Annotated in this window: 21 protein-coding genes and 1 tRNA gene; 7 read left to right on the top strand and 15 right to left on the bottom strand. The window is 72.4% G+C overall.

The window, feature by feature from the left end; all coding sequences use genetic code 11:
• Positions 1-28: 28 nt before the first annotated feature.
• The 5 genes from ARTHRO9V_RS02335 to ARTHRO9V_RS02315 are packed head-to-tail and all read right to left on the bottom strand — an operon-like array spanning position 29 to position 5007.
• Complete coding sequence (locus tag ARTHRO9V_RS02335; protein WP_201298902.1) at positions 29-835, bottom strand: ABC transporter ATP-binding protein; 807 nt, start codon at positions 833-835, stop codon at positions 29-31.
• The gene (locus ARTHRO9V_RS02330) at positions 832-1611 is read right to left on the bottom strand and encodes an ABC transporter ATP-binding protein (protein ID WP_159825272.1); all 780 of its coding nucleotides are present in this window, start codon (positions 1609-1611) and stop codon (positions 832-834) included. Before ARTHRO9V_RS02330 ends, ARTHRO9V_RS02335 begins: the two co-directional genes overlap by 4 nt.
• The gene (locus ARTHRO9V_RS02325) at positions 1608-2561 is read right to left on the bottom strand and encodes an ABC transporter permease (protein ID WP_159825270.1); all 954 of its coding nucleotides are present in this window, start codon (positions 2559-2561) and stop codon (positions 1608-1610) included. The genes ARTHRO9V_RS02330 and ARTHRO9V_RS02325 overlap by 4 nt, the downstream gene beginning before the upstream one ends.
• Entirely contained in the window at positions 2558-3511 is a 954-nt protein-coding gene (locus ARTHRO9V_RS02320; RefSeq protein WP_159825268.1) for an ABC transporter permease, read from the bottom strand. Before ARTHRO9V_RS02320 ends, ARTHRO9V_RS02325 begins: the two co-directional genes overlap by 4 nt.
• Positions 3508-5007 (bottom strand): ABC transporter substrate-binding protein, encoded by a 1500-nt coding sequence (locus ARTHRO9V_RS02315; RefSeq protein WP_236556848.1) that lies wholly within the window; start codon positions 5005-5007, stop codon positions 3508-3510. The genes ARTHRO9V_RS02320 and ARTHRO9V_RS02315 overlap by 4 nt, the downstream gene beginning before the upstream one ends.
• A gap of 285 nt (positions 5008-5292) precedes the next feature.
• On the opposite strand from ARTHRO9V_RS02315, the gene ARTHRO9V_RS02310 reads away from it, so the two are divergent.
• Together ARTHRO9V_RS02310 and ARTHRO9V_RS02305 are read left to right on the top strand one after the other, a co-directional pair.
• Positions 5293-5721: an SIP domain-containing protein gene (locus ARTHRO9V_RS02310; RefSeq protein ID WP_123570261.1), complete on the top strand. Its 429-nt coding sequence runs from the start codon at positions 5293-5295 to the stop codon at positions 5719-5721.
• Positions 5722-5733: 12 nt separating this feature from the next.
• Positions 5734-6690, top strand: coding sequence for a siderophore-interacting protein (locus tag ARTHRO9V_RS02305; RefSeq protein WP_056045971.1), 957 nt, complete (start codon positions 5734-5736; stop codon positions 6688-6690).
• Positions 6691-6763: 73 nt separating this feature from the next.
• On the opposite strand, the gene ARTHRO9V_RS02300 is transcribed toward ARTHRO9V_RS02305, so the two are convergent.
• The 3 genes from ARTHRO9V_RS02300 to ARTHRO9V_RS02290 are packed head-to-tail and all read right to left on the bottom strand — an operon-like array spanning position 6764 to position 9335.
• Complete coding sequence (locus tag ARTHRO9V_RS02300; RefSeq protein ID WP_159825264.1) at positions 6764-7585, bottom strand: SDR family NAD(P)-dependent oxidoreductase; 822 nt, start codon at positions 7583-7585, stop codon at positions 6764-6766.
• Positions 7582-7938, bottom strand: coding sequence for a Fe-S oxidoreductase (locus tag ARTHRO9V_RS02295; protein ID WP_231567087.1), 357 nt, complete (start codon positions 7936-7938; stop codon positions 7582-7584). The genes ARTHRO9V_RS02300 and ARTHRO9V_RS02295 overlap by 4 nt, the downstream gene beginning before the upstream one ends.
• Entirely contained in the window at positions 7935-9335 is a 1401-nt protein-coding gene (locus ARTHRO9V_RS02290) for an NAD(P)/FAD-dependent oxidoreductase (RefSeq protein WP_159825262.1), read from the bottom strand. The genes ARTHRO9V_RS02295 and ARTHRO9V_RS02290 overlap by 4 nt, the downstream gene beginning before the upstream one ends.
• Before the next feature lie 193 nt (positions 9336-9528).
• Here ARTHRO9V_RS02290 and ARTHRO9V_RS02285 point away from each other — a divergent pair, with 193 nt between their 5' ends.
• Entirely contained in the window at positions 9529-9699 is a 171-nt protein-coding gene (locus tag ARTHRO9V_RS02285; protein WP_043595102.1) for a CsbD family protein, read from the top strand.
• An 81-nt stretch (positions 9700-9780) separates the two neighbouring features.
• Here ARTHRO9V_RS02285 and ARTHRO9V_RS02280 read toward each other — a convergent pair whose 3' ends face one another.
• The 6 genes from ARTHRO9V_RS02280 to ARTHRO9V_RS02255 form a co-directional block, all read right to left on the bottom strand.
• Entirely contained in the window at positions 9781-10617 is an 837-nt protein-coding gene (locus ARTHRO9V_RS02280; RefSeq protein ID WP_159825260.1) for a crotonase/enoyl-CoA hydratase family protein, read from the bottom strand.
• Entirely contained in the window at positions 10614-11441 is an 828-nt protein-coding gene (locus ARTHRO9V_RS02275) for an arginase family protein (protein ID WP_307785086.1), read from the bottom strand. The genes ARTHRO9V_RS02280 and ARTHRO9V_RS02275 overlap by 4 nt, the downstream gene beginning before the upstream one ends.
• Positions 11442-11454: 13 nt before the next feature.
• Positions 11455-12594, bottom strand: a complete 1140-nt coding sequence (locus ARTHRO9V_RS02270; RefSeq protein WP_159825258.1) for a DUF418 domain-containing protein — start codon at positions 12592-12594, stop codon at positions 11455-11457.
• On the bottom strand, positions 12591-13313 hold the full coding sequence (locus ARTHRO9V_RS02265; protein WP_056045949.1) for a PspA/IM30 family protein: 723 nt from the start codon (positions 13311-13313) through the stop codon (positions 12591-12593). The genes ARTHRO9V_RS02270 and ARTHRO9V_RS02265 overlap by 4 nt, the downstream gene beginning before the upstream one ends.
• A 129-nt stretch (positions 13314-13442) precedes the next feature.
• Positions 13443-15278: a TPM domain-containing protein gene (locus tag ARTHRO9V_RS02260; protein ID WP_159825256.1), complete on the bottom strand. Its 1836-nt coding sequence runs from the start codon at positions 15276-15278 to the stop codon at positions 13443-13445.
• Between the two features lie 106 nt (positions 15279-15384).
• Entirely contained in the window at positions 15385-15792 is a 408-nt protein-coding gene (locus ARTHRO9V_RS02255; protein WP_043596924.1) for a hypothetical protein, read from the bottom strand.
• 50 nt (positions 15793-15842) lie between these two features.
• On the opposite strand from ARTHRO9V_RS02255, the gene ARTHRO9V_RS02250 reads away from it, so the two are divergent.
• The 3 genes from ARTHRO9V_RS02250 to ARTHRO9V_RS02240 all read left to right on the top strand — a co-directional run bounded on the left by ARTHRO9V_RS02250 (position 15843) and on the right by ARTHRO9V_RS02240 (position 17780).
• Complete coding sequence (locus ARTHRO9V_RS02250; RefSeq protein ID WP_159825254.1) at positions 15843-16733, top strand: DMT family transporter; 891 nt, start codon at positions 15843-15845, stop codon at positions 16731-16733.
• Positions 16734-16874: 141 nt separating this feature from the next.
• Positions 16875-17090 (top strand): hypothetical protein, encoded by a 216-nt coding sequence (locus ARTHRO9V_RS02245; protein WP_148053617.1) that lies wholly within the window; start codon positions 16875-16877, stop codon positions 17088-17090.
• A 105-nt stretch (positions 17091-17195) separates the two neighbouring features.
• Complete coding sequence (locus ARTHRO9V_RS02240) at positions 17196-17780, top strand: recombinase family protein (RefSeq protein WP_159825252.1); 585 nt, start codon at positions 17196-17198, stop codon at positions 17778-17780.
• A gap of 67 nt (positions 17781-17847) precedes the next feature.
• Here the strand turns inward: ARTHRO9V_RS02240 and ARTHRO9V_RS02235 are convergent.
• Positions 17848-17922, bottom strand: a tRNA-Arg gene (locus tag ARTHRO9V_RS02235).
• 77 nt (positions 17923-17999) lie between these two features.
• Here ARTHRO9V_RS02235 and ARTHRO9V_RS02230 point away from each other — a divergent pair.
• Positions 18000-18719 carry a pyridoxal 5'-phosphate synthase gene (locus tag ARTHRO9V_RS02230; RefSeq protein WP_159825250.1) on the top strand — a complete coding sequence of 240 codons (720 nt, stop codon included), beginning with the start codon at positions 18000-18002 and terminating at the stop codon, positions 18717-18719.
• Positions 18720-18723: the final 4 nt, after the last annotated feature.

Here is an 18723-nt window from a genome sequence, read left to right as displayed (position 1 = left end):
CGCGTGGGCACCGCTGACGAGCCGAGGCTCAGTCGAGCGTCGGCACCGAGTCGACCAGCGTCCGCGTGTAGTCGTGCTGCGGCCTATTCAGCACGTCGTCGGTGGGGCCCTGCTCGACGATGTGACCGTCTCGCAGCACGGCGACCCGGTCGGCGAGGTGCTGCACGAGTCCGATGTCGTGCGACACGAGCAGCAGCGACAGCCCGCGTTCGTCGCGCAGCTCGCGCAGCAGCTCGAGGATCTGCGCCCGCACGGTGACGTCGAGCGCACTCATGGGCTCGTCGCCGATCAGCAGCCGCGGCCGGTGCACGAGGGCCCGGGCCAGGGCGATGCGCTGCCGTTGGCCCCCGCTGAACTCGTGGGGCCAGGCCTCGGCGTCGTGCGCCGAGAGGCCCACGCGTTCGAGCATCTCGGCCACCAGGCGGTCGTGGTCGCCCTCGACGCGCAGGGCGCGCAACGGCTCGGCCACGGTGTCGCCCACGCGCATGCGGGGGTCCAGCGAGGCGTAGGGGTCCTGCAGGACGATGCCCGTCTGGCGCCGTAGCCAGCGCAGGCGCGAGGCGCGGTCGGGGGCGACCGTGCGCCCGTCGAAGGTCACCGTGCCGGACGTCGCCCGGTCGAGGGCCAGCAGCAGGCGCACGAGCGTGGACTTGCCCGAGCCGGACTCGCCGATCAAGGCGACGCTCTCGCCGGCGGCGACCTCGAGGTCGGCGTCGACCAGGGCGTGGCGCACCGGGCCCGGTCGGAAGGGCGACCGGCGCGGCAGGGTGAAGGTGCGGGTGAGGCCCCGGGCGACGAGCAGAGGAGGCGCGGGTGCGGTGGTCGGGTCGCTCACGAGGCCCTCCAGGTCGTCGCCCTCGTGGCCTCGACGAGCCCGCGGGTGACCTCGTGCCCGGGGCGGTGCAGCAGCTGCTCGACGGGGCCCCGCTCGACGACGCGCCCGTGCGACAGCACCGCCGCCTGGTCGGTGATGAGCGAGAGCACGGCGAGGTCGTGCGTGACGAAGAGCAGCGACGTCCGCTGCTCGTCGACCAGGCGCTGGAAGAGCGCGAGCACCTCGGCCTGCGTGGTGACGTCCAGCGCGGTGGTCGGCTCGTCGGCGAGGACGAGCCCCGGCCGGTTGATCAGCGCCATGGCGATGCCGACCCGCTGCCGCTGACCACCCGAGAGCTGGTGCGGGTAGAGGTCCACGACGGTCTCGGGGTCGGGCAGGCCGACCTCGGCGGCCGCGGCCACCGCTCGCGAGCGGGCGTCCCGGCGACCGACACGGCCGTGCAGGCGGAGGGGCTCGGCGATCTGTCGCCCGACGGTCACGACGGGGTCGAGGGCCGTGCGGGGGTCCTGGAAGACCGTGCCGACGACGCGGCCGCGCAGGCCGGCCAGGTCGCGCTCGGACGCCCCGAGCAGTTCGCGTCCGTCGAGCCGGATGCTGCCCGTCGCGCGGGCGCCGTCGGGCAGGAGGCCGAGCACGGCCAGCGTCGTCATCGACTTGCCCGAACCTGATTCGCCGATCAGTCCGACCCTCGCACCGTCGGGCACGTCGAGCGAGAGGCCGTCGACGACCCGGCGGCCGCCGACGGTCACGGTGAGGTCGTCGATCACCAGGCTCACGAGACGACCCCCGGGGTGGTCGGGGTGCCTGCGGCGCCCGGGGCGGTGGCTCGCGGGGGAGTGGTGGACGGAACCGGCCTCGTGGGGGAGCCCGGGGTGCCATGTCCCGCCGGCCGGGACCGCAACCGGGGATCGGAGGCGTCGCGCACGGCGTCGCCCAGCAGGTTGAGCGCCAGGACGGTCAGCGTGATGGCGAGCCCGGGCCAGACGACCGACCCCGGATGCACGCCGATGAACTTCTGCAGGTCGCTCAGCAGACGCCCCCACGAGGCGGTGTCGGCCGGGGCGCCGTAGCCGAGGAACGACAGTCCGGCCTCGGCGAGCACGCTCGTGGCCATCGACAGCGAGAGCTGGACGACGAAGACGGGCGCGATGTTCGGCAGCACGTGGCGACGCAGCACGGCCCCGGTGCCGAGCCCGTTCGCCCGGGCGGCGAGCACGTAGTCGGTCCGCGCCACCTGACGGATCTCGGACCGGCTGACCCGGGCGATCGTCACGCCGTAGCCGACGCCCACGGCGACGACCACCACGGTGAGGGACCCGCCGAACGCCGCGGCGAGGGCCATGGCGATCAGGAGCGTCGGGAACGCCACGAGCACGTCGATCAGCACGGCGACCGACTCGCGCACCCAGCGGGACGTCAACGAGCCGAGGGCGGCCAGTCCCACCCCCACCACGGTGGCGACCACGCCCGAGGCGACGGCGACCACGACCGTCGTGCCGGTCGCCGCGACGACGTAGCTGAAGATGTCGCGCCCGATCGAGTCGGTGCCGAAGGGGTGACCGAGCGAGGGCGTCAGCCAGGCCGAGTAGGGGTCGGTGTCGAAGGGGTCGAGCGGGGTCCAGAACCGGCTGACCAGGGCGGACAGGACGATCAGGGTCAGCCAGCCGGCGCCGAACGCGCCCTGCGGTCGACGCAGCAGCTCGCGGACGAACGCGCCGCGCCTCATCGGTCGCCCTCGCGGAGGCGCGGGTCGAGCCGCCGGTGCACGACGTCGATCACGAGGCCGATGAACAGCACGAGCGTGGTCAGCGTCATCAGTTCACCCTGCACCTTGGTCAGGTCGCGGCGGCCGACGTCGGTCACCAGCATGCGGCCGAGCCCGGGCAGCGTGAACAGCTGCTCGACGACGACGGCCGACACGATCAGGCCGGCCACCTGCAGGCCGAGGATCGACACGATGCTGAGCATCACGTTGGGCAGCCCGTGTCGCACGAGGGCGCGCGACCGGGTCATGCCGTTGGCGGCGGCCGTCCGCACGTAGTCCTGGTCCAGGGCCCCGAGCGCCGCCGACCGGGTGAAGCGCAACAACACGGCCCCCTCGACGATGCCGATGGTGAGGGCCGGCAGCACGAGCGAGCGCAAGGCCCGCCCGGGCTCGCTCCACCCGTCGGCCGGGAACCCCTGCGTCGGCAGCAACCGCAGCGTCACGGCGAAGACGCCGATCAGCAGCATGCCCGCCCAGACGACCGGCACGGCCGCGAGCAGCTGGGCCCCGGTGCCGAGGACGACCCCGGAGGCGCGGCCACGGCGGAGCGCGCTCGTCACGCCGAGCGGGATGCCGATCAGCAATCCGAAGACCAGGGACAGCCCCGCGAGCGGCAGGGTGACGGCCAGCTTGTCGAGCACCTCGTCGACCACCGGCGTCCCCGTGACGAGCGATTCGCCCAGGTCGAGCCTCAGCAGCCTGCCGGCCCAGTCGAGGTACTGCACGACGACGGGACGATCGAGGCCGAGCTGCTGACGGAGGGCGGCGACCTGCTCGGGTGAGCCGGTCGTGCCGGCGATCGCCTGGGCGACGTCGCCCGGCAGCAACCGCAGCGTCGCGAAGATCAGCACGCTGGCGACGACCAGCCCCCCGACGAAGAGGAGCAGGCGGCCGGCGACGAAGCGGGTCACTCCGTCGTGGCCAGGTCAGCCAGGTCGAGGCGGGTCGTGGTCGAGCTCGTCGGGAACCCGGTGACGCCGTCGTGGATCGCCGTCAGCGTCGTGGCCGTGTAGAGCCATTCGGCCGGTGCGTCCTCCGAGACGATCGTCGCCGCCTCGGCGAGCTGCTCGTCGGCCACCTCCGGGTCGGTCGCCGCGATCGACTCGGCGTAGAGCTGCTGCACGGGGGCGCTGTCGTAGCCCCAGTAGTAGTCCGGGTTCGCCCAGTTCGCGAAGTCGTGCGTCTCGGCGTGGTTGACCATGCTGAGCTCGAAGTCCTTGTTCACGTAGACGTCGTCGAGCCAGGTGCTGAAGTCGACCTGCTGCACCGTCAACGTGACGCCGACCGCCTTGAGTTGCGTCGTCAGCACGTCGCCGATGGCGGCCGGGTAGACGTTGGGGTACTCGAGGGTGAGCGAGAGGTCACCGTCGTGACCGGCCTCGGCCAGCAGGCCCTTCGCCTCGTCGGGGTCGTAGGAGTCGACGCTCGTGAGGTCCTCGTAGCCGGGGTCGAGCTCGGGGATCGGGCCCCCCTGGTCCACCGCCGACCCGCCGACGGCGGCGATCAGGGCATCGTTGTCGATCGCGAGGCGCAGGGCCTTGCGGACCTTCGCGTCGGTGAAGGGGGCGACGGCGTTGTTGAACGCGAGGGTGTACTTGTCGGTCGTCTTGCCCTTCTCGAGGGTGATGCCGTCCACGCCGTCGAGCTGGGTCGACAGGGTCGCGTCGACCGCGGTCTGCACGTCGACGTCACCCGAGATCGAGGCGTTGATCGCCGCGGACGGGTCGGTCACGTAGCGGAAGGTCACGCCCGCGACCTTCGCCGGGGTGCCCCAGTAGTCGTCGAAGCGCCCGAGCTGCAGGTTGTCGCCCTGTCGCCAGCTCGTCAGCTCGAAGGGGCCGGTGCCGTTCGCCGTCGTCGAGAGGTCGTTCGTCGCGGACTGCTGGAGCACGAGGCCCGCGCGACCGGTGAGGTCGAACAGCAGGGACGAGTCGGGTCGCGAGAGCGTCAGCACGACGGTGTCGGCGGCGGGCGCCGTGATGGTCGAGACCGCGGCGAGGTCGGAATGGCTCGCGAGCGAGGCGTCGTCCTTGACCTGGGACAGCGACCAGACGACGTCGTCGGCCGTCATCGCGGCCCCGTCGTGGAAGGTCACGCCGTCGTGCAGCGTGAACGTGTAGGTCAGGCCGTCGTCGCTGACCGTGTGGCTCGCGGCCAACACGTCGCGGATCTCGTTGTCCTGCGTGCGGCCGACGAGGCCCTGGTAGACGTTGTCGATCAGCACCTGGTCGAGCGCGATGCCGGCCGTGGTGCGGATGTCGAGGTCGCTCGGCTCGAGCACGAGGCCGACCGTGACGGTCGCGTCGGGGTCGGGGGTGCCCGACCCGTCGGGGGATGAGGCGGACGAGCAACCCGTCGCGAGCAGCAACAGCGCGGCGACGGCGGCGGAGAGGGGGAGGGTGCGCACCTGGTGGGGCCTTCCGGGGATGGCCGTGGCGGATCGTCCACGGCGACGGGGGACCGGGGGCGCGGGAGAGCCCCTCGGTCGTTCGGCGGGGGAGTCCCGGTCGCTGCTGAACCGGTCCACGCGATCCGTCACCGTGTTGCTGTCGGACACGGCACGGCCCCTTGCGCCGGGCGTCGCTGACGGACTCCCGAACCCGTCAGAACTTACCATCACGGCAGCGAGGTCGCTGTCAATCGAGAGACCCGTGTGGCGGATGAGGCAAGCCTTACCTATATTGAAGGGGTCATGCTCCTCGTAGACCAGAACCCGCCCCTGCCGCACGACGCCCTGCGCGTCCTGTTCGCCGCCGACGCGACCTCGATCCCCGTCCTGCGAGAGATGCTCTCGGTCCTGCCGATCTGCGCGAGGGGCCAGGTGTTCGTCGAGGTCGAGAGCGCTGCCGACGTCGTGCCGCTCGCCTCGCCGGGTCGCGTCACGGTCACCTGGCTCGCGCGGGACCGCCGCTCGGGCGTGCCCGGCACCGGCACCGCCTGCGCCCCCGGCCAGGCCCTCGAGCGGGCGGTCCGTGCGTGGCTCGGCGAGATGTACGTCGAACCCGAGACCGTCGCGACGGGTGACCACGTCGTCTGGATCGGCGGCCCGCCCTCGTTCGCCTACGACCTGCGGCACGACCTGCACCAGCTCTTCCACGTCGGCACCCCCGCCGCGGCCTGACCGGCTCCCTCGATGACGATCACGTCCCCGGGCACGTCGACGTCCGCCGCCACCGTCGAACGACCGGCGAAGCCGGCCCACCGCCCCTACCGCGTCCGGGTCGCGGCCGTGCGTCGGCTCGCTCCGTCGTTCGTGCGCATCACGTTCACCGGTGACGACCTGGGCGACTTCGGCGTCGACGGCCTCGACCAGCGCATCAAGGTCGTCCTGCCCCTCGAGGCCACCGGCTACGACACGTTCCCGACCGACGACTGGTACGCCTCGTGGCGCGCCCTGCCGCCCGAGCAGCAGAACGCCTTCCGCACCTACACGGCCCGGGCCGCCCGCCCCGAGCGGCGCGAGGTCGACGTCGACTTCGTCTGCCACGGCGACACCGGCCCCGCCTCGGCCTGGGCCGGGCGCGCGCGCGTCGGTGACGAACTCATGCTGATCGGGCCGGACGCGACGAGCGGCGTCACCGGCAGCGGCGTCGAGTGGTCACCGGGTGACGCGCGCACCGTGCTGCTGGCCGGCGACGAGACGGCGGCCCCGGCCATCTGCTCCATCGTCGAGGCCCTGCCGGTCGACGCCCGGGGGTGCGTCTTCATCGAGATCCCGACCGCGGCCGACGAGCTCGACCTCGTCGCGCCTCCCGGGGTCGACGTCCACTGGCTGCCGAGGCGAGACGCCACGTCCGGTCACGGCGAGGCCCTGGTGGTCGCCGTCCGCCGCTGGACCGCCCGCTACGTGACCGCCTGGCACCACGGCGTCGAGGTGAGCGAGGTCGACATCGAGCACGACATCCTCTGGGACGTCCCGCAGGGCGACGATCCGCGCGGCACCGCCGTCAGCTCCGACCTGTACGCCTGGTTCGCCGGCGAGGCGGGGGCGATCAAGACGCTCCGACGCTTCCTCGTCAGCGAGGTCGGCATCGACCGGCGCCAGGTCGCCTTCATGGGCTACTGGCGGGTCGGCAAGTCCGAGTCCTGAGGCGAGGCCCTCGACGACGAAGGAGGCGCGACCACGTCGGTCGCGCCTCCTTCGTCTCGTAGCGTGGTCGCGCCTAGACCTCGGCGGGCACATCGACGAGCTCGGAGGTGCGCTCCCAGAGGGCCTCGGCGAGCAGGGGATCGGTGGCCTGGCGGTGCAGGCGACCGTGCGGCGACAGCTGGTCGAAGTAGGTGCCGCTCTCGACCGAGATCGTCGTGGGCCCGGCGAGCTGGATCAACGGCATGGCGCCGGCCGACGCCGAGATGCCGTAGTTGCCGTTGGTCAGGACGTTCGCGACCCGCATCGAGCGTGAATCCGAGCCGAAGCCGGTCATCACGATGCCCGGGTGGAACGAGAACGCGTCGAGGCCCGTGCGCTTCGCCAGTTCGCGGATGAACAGGACGGTCTCGATCTTGGTCGTGCCGTACTGACGCCAGCCCCCGGCCCATCGACGCTTCGACCAGTTGAGGTCGTCGAGTCGGACGTGCCCGATCAGGTTGGCCGCGCTGGCCGTCGACACGACCCGGCCACCGCTCTCGACGAGGCGGGGCAGGAGGAGCCTGGTCAGGAGGAATGGTGCGAGGTGGTTCGACTGGAGGGTGCGCTCGAACCCGTCCGCGGTCAGGCCTCGTTCGCTGACGAGACCTCCGGCGTTGTTGGCGAGGGCGTCGATGCGGGGATAGCGCTCCAGCAATCGGTCGGCCAACGACCGGACGTCGTCGAGCCGGTCGTAGTCGACCAGGAAGGCCGTCCCGCCCACCTCGTCGGCGACCGCCTGGGTGCGTTCCGGGTTGCGTCCGACGACGCCGATCTCGGCGCCGCCCTTCGCGAGCTCGCGGGCGGCCTCGCGGCCGATGCCGCTGCTCGCCCCGGTGATGATCACGGTGCGGGTCATCGATATCCGCCCTTCTCGAGGCCGGCCTCGATCTCGAATCTGTTCGACAGCGGGTCGCTGCCGGCCAGGAAGTACAGTACGGGCATCAGCATGCCGTACCTTCGCCACTGACGGACGTGCACGGCCTCGTGTTCGAGGACGCGTGGCCCGTCGTTGTCCCGGGTGAGGTAGACCCGACCGACACAGGTGCCTCCCCGCTTGAACGCCCAGCGGGGCAGGCCGCTGCACACGATCAGGTCGCCGACGACGCGGACCCGACCCACGCTGAGCGGCACCCCGACCGCGAGACCGACGGCCGTCGCCCAGGCGCAGCCGAGTCTCGAGATCGGGGAGTCGAGCAGGGGGTTCTTCACGGACGGCCGTAGGCGTCGAGCAGGCGCAGCCAGACTTCGCTCACCGTCGGGTACGACGGGACGGCGTGCCACAGCCGGTCGATCGGCACCTCGCCGACGACGGCGATCGTGGCGGCGTGCAGCAGGTCGCTGACGTCCGGGCCGACGAAGGTCGCGCCGACGATCACCCCGCGGGACTCGTCGACGACCAGCCGCGCCTGGCCCTTGTACTCGTCCGAGTGGATCGCCGAACCGGCGACCGCGGCGAGGTCGTAGTCCACGACCTTAACGTCGATGCCTCGCTTGCCGGCGGCGTCGGCCGTGAGGCCGACGCTCGCGACCTCGGGGTCGGTGAAGGTGACCTGCGGCACTGCTGCGTCGTCGGCGGTCGCGACGTGTGCACCCCACGGCTCGGCGTGCACGGGCTTTCCGAAGGCGCGCGCGGCGATGACCTCGCCGGCGGCGCGGGCCTGGTACTTGCCCTGGTGGGTGAGCAGGGCGCGGTGGTTGACGTCGCCGACGCCGTAGAGCCAGTCGGTGCCCTTGACGAGCATGGTGTCGTCGACGTCGAGCCAGTCGCCCGGGGTGAGTCCGACGTTCTCGAGGCCGAGGTCGGAGGTGCGGGGAACACGGCCGGTCGCGACGATGATCTCGTCGGCGACGACCGTGGAGTCGTCGTCGAGGGTGACCTCGACCGTGTCGTGCTCGGTGCGCAGCACGGTCGAGGGCGAGGCCCCGAGGCGCACGTCGACGCCGAGACCCCTCAGCGAGTCGGCCACGAGTTCGCCGGCGAAGGGCTCCTGGCCACCCAGCAGACCACTGCGGGCGATCAGGGTGACGGTCGAGCCGAGCTGCTGGTACGCCGTGGCCATCTCGGCGGCGACGACGCCACCGCCGACGATGACGACGCTCTGCGGCATCGACTCGACGCTCGTGGCCTCACGGCTGGTCCAGGGCTTCGCCTCGGCGAGGCCGGGGATGTCGGGCAGGAGCGCCGACGAACCGGTCACCGCGGCGACGGCGTACGTCGCGTGGTGCACCTCGCCGTTCACCGTCACCTCCTTGACGCCGGTGATGGTGGCGTGCCCGCGGATCAGGTCGATGCCGGCGCCCTCGACCCAGTCGGCCTGGCCCGAGTCGTCCCAGTTGCTGGTGAACGAGTCGCGGCGACGCAGCACGGCGGCGACGTCGACGTCACCGGTCACGGCCTGCTTGGCCCCGTCGAGCGACTTCGCCGCACGGACGACCGCGCTCGAGCGGAGCAGCGCCTTCGACGGCATGCAGGCCCAGTACGAACACTCGCCCCCGACGAGCTCGGCTTCCACGAGCCCCACCTTGAGCCCGTTGCGGGTGGCGTAGTCGGCCACGTTCTCGCCGACAGCGCCGGCTCCGATCACGATGAGGTCATAAGTCGTCATGGCCCCGACGCTAGTCGCCCGGGGCCCGGCGTTCTCAGGCGGGTCCCCGGGCGGGCGTGGCCGTTTCGTGAAACCCTGCTGGGTCTTTCCTGAACGGCACGAGCGAGATCCGGGAGGCACGGGTAGCGTCCCTCACATCAGCGCACCATCGCGATCGTTGCGGGGGAGCGCGTCAACCTACGAGGAGGCACACATGGGACTCGACGACAAGATCAAGAACGCCGCTCAGGACATCGCCGGCAAGGCGAAAGAAGCTCTCGGCGACCGCAAGGGCGACGACGAGCTGAAGGCCGAAGGTCAGAAGGACCAGGCCGGTGCCTCCGCCAAGAAGGTCGGCGAAGACGTCAAGGACGTCTTCAAGTAGGCCGATCCGCCTCGTTCTCGGGCCCGTCCACCCCTCGGGGTGGGCGGGCTCTTTCGTGTGCCCACGACCGAGGAGGCGCGGTCAGCGTCCCGTGAACTCGGCGGCGGTCCGCGAGACGAAGGCCTCGAACCCGATCCGGGCGTCGTCCGAGGCGAGCAGCCGCACGAGCTCGGGCTGCAGGCGGGCCTCGGCCGCGGCGTCGCCGTCACGGACCGCGAGCCGGGCGTTCGCCAGGGTGGCCTGCACGGCCAGGGGTGCCTGGGCGGCGATGCGACGGGCGAGGTCGAGGGTGTGGTCGAATGCCGACCCGACGTCCACCAGGTCCTGCACGAGTCCGATGCGCCGCGCCTCCTCGGCGTCGAGGAGGTCGCCGGTCAGCAGGTACCGCATGGCGTCGCCCCAACCGACCCGGCGGGGGAGGCGGATCGTCGCGCCACCGAAGGGGAGGATGGCGCGGCTCACCTCGATCTGACCGAAGCGGGCGTCCCGGCTCGCCACCACGACGTCGCTCGCCAGGGCGAGCTCGACCCCGAGGGTCAAGCAGGTGCCCTGCACGGCCATCACCACGGGCTTGCCCACCTGGCGACCGTGGACCTGCCACGGATCGAGGCCACCCTCGGGGACCACGTCGAGGCCCTCCACGGTGACCGCGGGCACGACGTCGCCGAGGTCGAGTCCCGCGGTGAAGTGGTCGCCGTGGGCGAAGAGCAGTCCCACCCGCAGGTCGGGGTCGCGGTCGAGTTCGCCGTAGGCCAGGGCCAGTTCGCGCAGCATCCGCAGGTCGGCCGCGTTGCGCTTCTCGGGCCGGTCGAGGCCGATCAGCAGCACGTGGCCGTCCCGCTCCACCGTGACGCGCGGACGGTCGGCGGCGGAGGCGGCGGGGTCGGCCGGGGCGGCGCTCGGGGGGCCCGCGCTCATCGGGACAGGGCTCCGAGGATGCGCAGGATCGGGCCCATGTCGTCGGAGGCGGCCTCGGCGTCGACCGGCGCGAACGAGCACAGGCCCGCGCCGACCAGGGAGAAGCGCTCTTTCAGGGCCGTGATCGTCTCGATCAACACCCCGAGCTCGAGACCGAACGGCTGGGGGTCGAGGAGGCCCTCGATCACCCCCGGGTCCAGCACGTCGAGGTCGACGTGGAGGTACACCTCGGTGGCGCCGGACGCCTCGACGGCGGCGACCACCTCGGCCGGGTCGAAGTCCAGCGACGACACCGTGGGGACGTGGCGGCTCTCGATGTAGCGGTCTTCCGCGTCGTCGTAGCTGCGAGCCCCGGCGAGCACGACCCGGGCGGGGTCGAGCGGTTCGGGCGTCGGACCGGGGCCGATGGTCGGGAGGTCCTCGGTGGCGTCACCGATCAGGGCCCGCAGCACCATGCCGCTGAAGGCACCGCTCTCGCTGCTGCGCGGGCTGTGGAGGTCGGGGTGCGCGTCGAACCAGACCACGGCGGTGCGGGGGGTGACCGCGTGGCGGACCGCGGCGAACTCGACGCCGCAGTCGCCGCCCACCACGATCGCGGGGGAGTCGTCGGCCCGCAGCTCGCGTCCGACCGACTCGGCGATGGTGAGCACCGACGAGAGCCGGTGCACCCGCGTGCCGAGCGAGTCGCCCGCACCCACCGGGACCTCGACCAGGGTGGTGGCCGTCGACGGCAGGTCTCCGAGGACGGCGTACGCACCCTCGGCGAGCCGCATGGCGCGCGACGACGGAGAACCCTGCCACTGTGGAACCACGACGAACCTCACGCGCGTCAGTCTGTCATGGGCGGGGGCCCGTGCTCCAGGCCCAGGGACGACTCAGCGCCCCGACGGCGCGCTCCAGCGGCCCGCGCCCGACGTACCGTTGCCAGAGGGTGGCGTAGACGAGCGTGAGGACGACGGCGACGACCAGGTGGCCCAGGGGCAGACCGTAGGCGGCGGCAGGGTCGGACAACCGGTACACGGTGAACAGCGGCGCGGTGATCAGCACGTGGGCCGTGTAGACGGTGAGCGGTTGCGCGCCCGTGGCCGCGAGGGGTCGGAGGACGGTGCGGACGACCGCAGCCGCGCCTCCTCGTCCGCGACCCTGGGGCGTCATGGGACGACGCGGGGTGGTGGCGAGCAGGAGCAGTCCGAGCACGGCGGCGGCGACGCCGCCCGAGCCGACGATCTCGGCAGGCATGCCTTCGTGGTCGGCCGGGTCGAACCAGGGGATCGAGGAGGCGCCGGGCAGGAAGCGCGCCGCGTACCCCACGATCGCGGCCGACGTCCCGGCGACGATCAGCGTGACCTGGGTCCGGGTGCGGATCAGGTCGGAACGAGCCGCGACGAGACCGACGAGCAGGAAGGGCGTCCAGACCAGCGCCGGGTAGGCGCCGACGAGCAGGGCCTGGGTCACCAGGCCGGCGGCGCCGGACACCGCGGTGTCGCCGTAGGCGTCGACGGGGACGGACGAGGCCAGCCACGGGGCCACGACGGCGAGCAGGGCGGCGGCCGCCAACAGTACGGCCCGGGGGGCGAAGAGCAGACCCAGTGCCAGGACGAACATCACGCCGTAGTAGGGCAGGATCACCAGGAGGTAGGGGTTCCAGGCCTGCAACGCGAGGCCCAGCACGACGAGGAGGCCCGCCCGGATGGCGATCCCGCCGACGACCCGCCCTCGACCGCCGCGGGGCGTCGGCCGGGCGCCTCCCGACATCAGACCGAGCGAGACGCCGGCGAGGGTCGCGAACAGGATCGCCGACCGCCCGTCGAAGACGCGCTCGTCGAGCAGCGGCCGAGGCCACATGTGGGCGGCGAACATGCCGAACACGGCGAGGCCGCGGGCGACGTCGACGCCCATCAGGCGGGGTGCCGCCCGGCGCGCCTGCACCGGCGGGACGTCCGCCGGCGCAGGCGTGACGGGCGGCGGCTGGCTCACTTGTCGAGCGCGCCGAGCTTGAGGGCGGCGAGGCGGGCGTCGACCTCGGTCTGCTCCCCGAGGTCGTCGAGGCCTTCGAACTGGGCGTCGAGGCTCGAGGCTGCGAGCTCTTGACGACCGAGCATCTTGGCCTCCTCGCGGCGGACCTTGTCCTCGAAGCGGCTGATCTCGCTCGTCGGGTCGAGGATGTCGATGCTCTGGACGGCGTCGGCGACCTTGGTCTGGGCCTCGACGGTCTTCGAGCGCGCGTTCAGTTCGTCGCGCTTGGCGGCGAGCTGGTCGAGCTTGGACCGCATGCCGCCCAGCCCCGTCTTGAGCTTGTCGACGACGTCCGTCTGGGAGGCGATCTGCGGCTCTGCCGTCTTCGCCTCCTTCTCGCTCTGCAGTTGCTTGCCGAGGGCCACGCGAGCGAGGGCGTCGAACTTGTCGGCGTCGACCGTGTTGCCCGACGAGCGCAGCTCGTCGGCCTTGTTGCTCGCTGCTAGGGCCTTGCGCTCCCAGTCCGCGGCGGCGGCGACGTCCTCGGCGTGGTCCTGCTCGAGGAGGCGCAGGTTGCCGATGGTGGTCGCGACGGCTTCCTCGGCCTCGGCAATGCTGTTGGTGTAGTCGCGGACCATCTGGTCCAGCATCTTGCTGGGGTCCTCGGCCTGGTCGAGCAGGCTGTTGATGTTCGCGCGGGTCAGTTGCGCGATGCGTCCGAAGATCGACTGCTTTGCCATGGTGCGTCCTTTCGAGAGGTGGTGCCGTGGGGTGGTGCTCGTCTTGTCGGTCGTGCTGCTGTCTCGGGGCTGAGGGGGCGGATGGAACGGCTGGGGCGGAACGGGGGCGTGGACCGTCACGGGCGGACCCTAGAACCGACCGCCGCCCGAGCTGCGGCCGCCTCCGCCGCCGAACGGGCTCGCCTGCTGGTAGGACGAGACCTCGGCCTCGGCACCGGCGGCTGCAGCCTGCGACAACTGGACGGCCTGGTGGGCCTCGAACAGGGCGGCGTCGCGGTCGGACGTCGCGAGCGACACCGCGGTGGCCAGGTGACGTTCGGCCTCGGACAACCGGGTGCGCGGCTGCGGGCCGATGCCGCCGCGACGGGTCTCGATGAAGTCGCGGGTGGCGCTGATCTGACTGCGTGCGGTCAGCAGCGCCTGGTCGAGGGCCGCCTGGGCCCGGCGCTGCTTCTCGGAGTCGTCGCGCACGGCCGCCAGCACCTGGTCGATGCGGTCGTTGGCAGCACCGAGCGAGGCGACGACGGCGAGCGGGTCGTCGGTCGTCGTCTCGGCCAGCGCGATGGAGGCCCGTGCAGCCGAGACGGAGCCGGCGACGTCGACGCCCTGCGGGGCCGAACCGTCGGGCAGCCCCTCGGCCGTCGCGATGTCCTGCCGCAGGTCGAGGGTCATGGCCGAGATGGTGCTGCCCGCCGTCCGCAGCGACTCGGCGGCCCCGTCGACCGCGCTGAGCAGCTGGTCGACCTGCGCCAGGGCCTGACGGGCCTCTCGGACGGCGATGACGGCCTCCGACGTGGAGGACGACGCCAGCGCGGTCGCCGCCGTACCGGCCCTCTCGTCGGCGAACTCGAGCAGACGGTCGGCCTGGTCGTCGTTCTGGTCGATCGACGCGACCGCCCGCGCCGAGTAGATCGTGGTCAGCTCGCCGATGAGGGTGCGGGCCGAGGCGAGCCGGGCTCGTCGGGTCGCGACCTCGCCGGGGAGGGCCGCCACGTCGCTCGGCGCCCGCCCCTCGGCCTCACGCAGCTCGTCGAACGCGGCGGACTGCTCGGCGAGCGACGCGTCGGCCGCCTCGCACAACTCGATGATGCGGGTGGTCCACTCGCGGCGTTGTTCGGAGGAGTCGGGGACGGAGTCGTCCAGCTTCTGCTGCAGGGCGAACGCCTCGCGGGCGTGCACCCGGGCCGCGTCGAGTGCTTCGGCGAACGGTCGGGCCGCGTCGTCGCCGAACTGTGCCGCCGCGAAACCGACCTCGTGAGCGCCCGCGGTCAACTCGTCGTCGAGGGCGACCAGCACCCGTGCGGCACGCTTGTCGAGTTCGTCCTGGCGGGCCTCCTGCGCGTCGGACTCGCTGCGTCGACGTCGTGCCCGGCGGACCACGACGACGACGGCGACGGCTGCCGCGACGAGGACCAGCACGAGCAGCGCCCAGAGCACCCAGCTGAGGTCGGGCCCGGCCTCGTCGCTGCGGATGCCGTCGGCCAGGGCGACGGCGGCACCGGCCCAGTCGCCGTCACGCAGCTCGGGCACGACGACGTCGGTCTGCAGCGCCTGCCGGTCCGATTCCGAGATCACGGACGTGTCGGCCGAGAGGTCGTAGAACTGGTCGTCGACCGCCACCGAGAGCAGCACGTCGTTCGCACCCAGTTGGTTCAGGGACGCCGTCGCCTCGCCCCAGGCCGTGCGGTCGGAAGGCGAGGAGAAGGAGTCGACGTAGACGACGAAGAGGTTGACGCCGGTGTCGGTCGCGAGCCGGTCGAGTGCGTCGGTCACCTCGGCCTCGTCCGCGCTCGACAGCACGTCGGCCTGGTCGACCACGTAGGCGCCCGAGAACTCGACCGGTTCGACGGCCTGGGCCGGGACCGCACCGAAGGCGATCGTGCCGACCACGGCCAGGACCGCCGCGGCGACGGCGGCCACCGTTCGTCTCGTCGGTCGTCGGCCGGTCGTGGATCTCGTGCTCACGACGCTCCCCTCGCTCGTTGCGGGGGAGTCTATCGACGGCCCCCGTCAGACCGCCCGGGGTGCCGTGCACGCTCAGGAGGTGACGTCGAACCGGCCGCCGGACGGGTCAGGAGACGAAGAGCAGGCCCACCGACGCGACGGCGCAGACCGCCCCGACGGCGTAGAGCACGACCCCCACGGTGCGGGGAGCCCGTCCGTCGTCGTGCGGGGGGTGGACGCGGGCCCGGTGGGGTCGGTCGGGGTCGTAGTGCACGGTGAGCTCGGTCTCGAGCGGCGTCGTCACCGGGACGTCGCCGAACTGCGTCTCGTGCAGCTGCCCGTCGACGTCCATCCATCGGGCGGTGGCGGCACGGGCCCAGTCGGGCGGCGGGATGACCACGCCGACGGTGCTCTCGAGGCGGGTCGCGCGGCGCCGGAGCACCCACCCGGCCAGGAGGAAGGGCGTGCCGACGATGAACCCGAACCAGCCGAAGAGCTCCACCACCGGCGAGATGACGGAGAAGGCGTCGCTCATGCCACGATCGTACTGTGCCGCCGCGCACCCCGTGACGAACCCGGAGCCCCGTGAACCCCAGCCCCCTCGGCCGTGTGCCGTCGCCCCTGCTCGCCGTCGCGGCGATCGTCTCGGTGCAGTTCGGGGCCGCCCTCGCCAAGACGTATTTCGAGGCCCTGGGACCGCTGGGCGCCGCCAGCCTGCGCCTCGCCTTCGGCGCGACGCTCCTTGTGCTCGTCTTCCGACCGCGCCCCTGGCGGTGGCCCCGCCGAACGTGGCTGGGCGTGGTCCTGCTGGGCCTCGCCCTCGCCGGGATGAACTCGCTCATCTACCTCGCGATCGACGTCGTGCCGCTCGGGGTCGCGGTCACCCTCGAGTTCCTCGGTCCGCTGGTCGTGGCACTCGTGCAGACGAGACGCTGGTGGGACGCGGCCTGGGCCCTGCTCGCCCTCGCCGGGGTCGTGTTGCTCGGCTCCGACTCGACCGGGGCGATCCCCGTCGTCGGCGTGCTGCTCGCCCTCGGCGCCGGGGCGTTCTGGGCCTGCTACATCCTCGCGAACGCCGCTCTGGGGCGAGGTCGTGACCCGATGGGAGCCCTCGCGACCGCGATGCTGGTCGCCGCCCTCGTGGTCGTCCCGTTCGGGGCGCACGACGCGACGGTGGCCGTCCGGGCCGACCCGCGCCTCCTGCTGGTGTTCCTCGTGGTGGCCGCCCTGACCTCCGCGATCCCGTACGCGCTCGAGTCGGTGGCGCTGCGGCGGCTGCCGACGCGCGTGTTCGGTGTCCTGTCGAGCCTGGGGCCGGCGGTGGCAGCCCTGGCCGGCCTCGTCGTGCTCGGCGAGGCGCTCGGGGTGCGCGAGGTCGTCGCCCTCGCCTGCGTCACGGCGGCGAGCGTCGGGGTCACGATCGCGGCCGGTCGCCGACGGCGTCGTGGGGCCCTGCCCGAGGCTCCGCCGGCCTGATCGGACGGCGAGGCCCCGCCTCTGTCCGAGGAACGAGTCAGAGGACCAGTCTGACAACTCCACGGGGACTTGTACCCCACCTGCGGGGTACGCTGCGATGACGGCCCGGTACGAGGGCCGGAGAACGAAGAAGGAGACATCATGGGTGCTGTCTTGGAGCGCACGTCCCGAGCGGAGGTCGTCCCCCTGGGTGACGGATTCCACCGCGTGTCGACGCCGACCGCCGGGGTGATCGGGTTCGTGCACGAGTCCGACGGGTTGTTCGAGGTGCTGCGGGGTCGCGTCCGCACCGCCGTCCGGCGTGAGGGTTCGTACCGCACGCTCGACGTCGCCGTGATCGCGCTCACCTACAGTTGAGCTCGACCCACCACTGACGCACGCCTCCGGGCGGACGTCCTCGAGGCCTCGCCGTCGGCGGGGCCTCACCTCTCTGTCCACCCTCGCCTCGCCGGAAGGCCCACCGTGACCGTCGTCGGGTACGCCCGCATCTCGCGAGACGACCCGTCGTCCGATCGCCAGGAGGAGCGCCTGCGGGCGGGCGGGTGCGAACGGGTCTTCGTCGACCACGCCACCGGCACCAGGCAGTCTCGCCCCGAGTTCGCCAAGGCGATCGGCAGCCTGCGAGAAGGTGACGTCTTCGTCGTGACGAACGTCGACCGGATCGGCCGCTCGGTGGCCGAGCTGGTGGGGGTGATGGCGACCCTCGACGCCCTTGGCGTCGCCTTCCGCTCGATCGACGAGCAGATCGACGAGCTCAACGCCTACGGCCGCTTCTTCTTCCGCGTCACCGCCGCCCTGGCCCGCTTCGACGAGCAGGTCGGCGGTGAGCTGCACCGTGCCGAGACCCGCAAACGGCAGGAGGCGCGGGTGGCGCAGACCCCGAAGCCCCCCGTCTCGAGACGCCGCCTCGACGCGGCCCGTCAGCTACGGGCCGGGGGAGCGAGCATGCGCGAGGCCGCCGAGCACGTCGCCGTCCCCGAACGCGTCCTGCGTCGCGAGCTCGACCGCGACGACGCCGACCGCGCCCGCCGCCAGCAGTCCGACTGACCTGCCGGGGCCGTTCGACCGCGGCACCGGAAGGCCTGTGCATCGAGAGGGGCTTCGAGAGAAGAAGTGGTGCCCCCAGGCAGATTCGAACTGCCGCCCCTGCCTCCGGAGGGCAGTGCTCTATCCCCTGAGCTATGGGGGCCCGGGAACGTCTTCCAGGTTAGCAGCGAATCGGTCCGGCCTGGGACGGCCCCGCCGCGGGAGGTGCATCGTGGGGGAGTGACCGACGACACCCGCACCGACCGAGCCGACTCCGGCACCCGTTCCGACCGCACCGACCCCGAGGGTCCGACGCTGCGCGAGCGTCTCCGCTCCGCCAAGGTCTTCCACCCCGAGTTGCCCACCTTCGACGTCGACGACGTGGCCGACGACGCGGTCGACCAGTTCGTCGCGTGGCTCGTCGAGGCCGTCGACCAGGACGTCGCCCAGCCGCACGCCATGGTGATCTCGACCTCGTCGTCCGACGGCGACGTCACGGCCCGCACCCTGCTCCTCAAGGACGTCGACGACGGTGCCCTCTGGTTCGCGACCTCGTCGATCAGCCCGAAGGGACGGCAGATCGCCGAGAACCCCCGGGTGGCGCTCACCCTGTACTGGCGCGAGCAGGGCCGCCAGGTCCGCGTGCTCGGCCGGGCGACGCCCGGTCCGCGCGACGTCAGCGAGAAGGACTTCACCGCTCGCCACCCCGACTCGCGCGCCGTCGCGATGACGCAGCCGCAGAGCAGCCCGATCACCGACGAGGCCGAGACGCGGCGTCGCCTCGCCGAGGCCAAGGCCACGATCGAGTCCGACGACACCTTCGTCCCCGACGACTGGACGGCCTGGCGGGTCGACCCCACCTCGATCGAGTTCTGGCAGGCCACCACGGGCCGCGACCAGGTGCGCCTGCGGTACAAACGCGACGGCGACGGCTGGACCCGCGCCTCCTTGTGGCCCTGACCAC

The sequence above is a fragment of the Frigoribacterium sp. 9N genome, from assembly GCF_902506305.1.
Classification (GTDB): Bacteria; Actinomycetota; Actinomycetes; order Actinomycetales; family Microbacteriaceae; genus Frigoribacterium.
The sequence above is the reverse complement of the archived record's forward strand: the minus strand, read 5'-3'. Positions and strand labels throughout refer to the sequence as shown.

Coding starts and splice junctions, on each gene's coding strand:
- ARTHRO9V_RS02285 (WP_043595102.1), top strand. CDS start 9,529: ATGGGACTCGACGACAAGATCAAGAACGCCGCTCAGGACATCGCCGGC.
- ARTHRO9V_RS02310 (WP_123570261.1), top strand. CDS start 5,293: ATGCTCCTCGTAGACCAGAACCCGCCCCTGCCGCACGACGCCCTGCGC.
- ARTHRO9V_RS02255 (WP_043596924.1), bottom strand. CDS start 15,792: ATGAGCGACGCCTTCTCCGTCATCTCGCCGGTGGTGGAGCTCTTCGGC.
- ARTHRO9V_RS02325 (WP_159825270.1), bottom strand. CDS start 2,561: ATGAGGCGCGGCGCGTTCGTCCGCGAGCTGCTGCGTCGACCGCAGGGC.
- ARTHRO9V_RS02305 (WP_056045971.1), top strand. CDS start 5,734: ATGACGATCACGTCCCCGGGCACGTCGACGTCCGCCGCCACCGTCGAA.
- ARTHRO9V_RS02280 (WP_159825260.1), bottom strand. CDS start 10,617: ATGAGCGCGGGCCCCCCGAGCGCCGCCCCGGCCGACCCCGCCGCCTCC.
- ARTHRO9V_RS02265 (WP_056045949.1), bottom strand. CDS start 13,313: ATGGCAAAGCAGTCGATCTTCGGACGCATCGCGCAACTGACCCGCGCG.
- ARTHRO9V_RS02300 (WP_159825264.1), bottom strand. CDS start 7,585: ATGACCCGCACCGTGATCATCACCGGGGCGAGCAGCGGCATCGGCCGC.
- ARTHRO9V_RS02245 (WP_148053617.1), top strand. CDS start 16,875: ATGGGTGCTGTCTTGGAGCGCACGTCCCGAGCGGAGGTCGTCCCCCTG.
- ARTHRO9V_RS02290 (WP_159825262.1), bottom strand. CDS start 9,335: ATGACGACTTATGACCTCATCGTGATCGGAGCCGGCGCTGTCGGCGAG.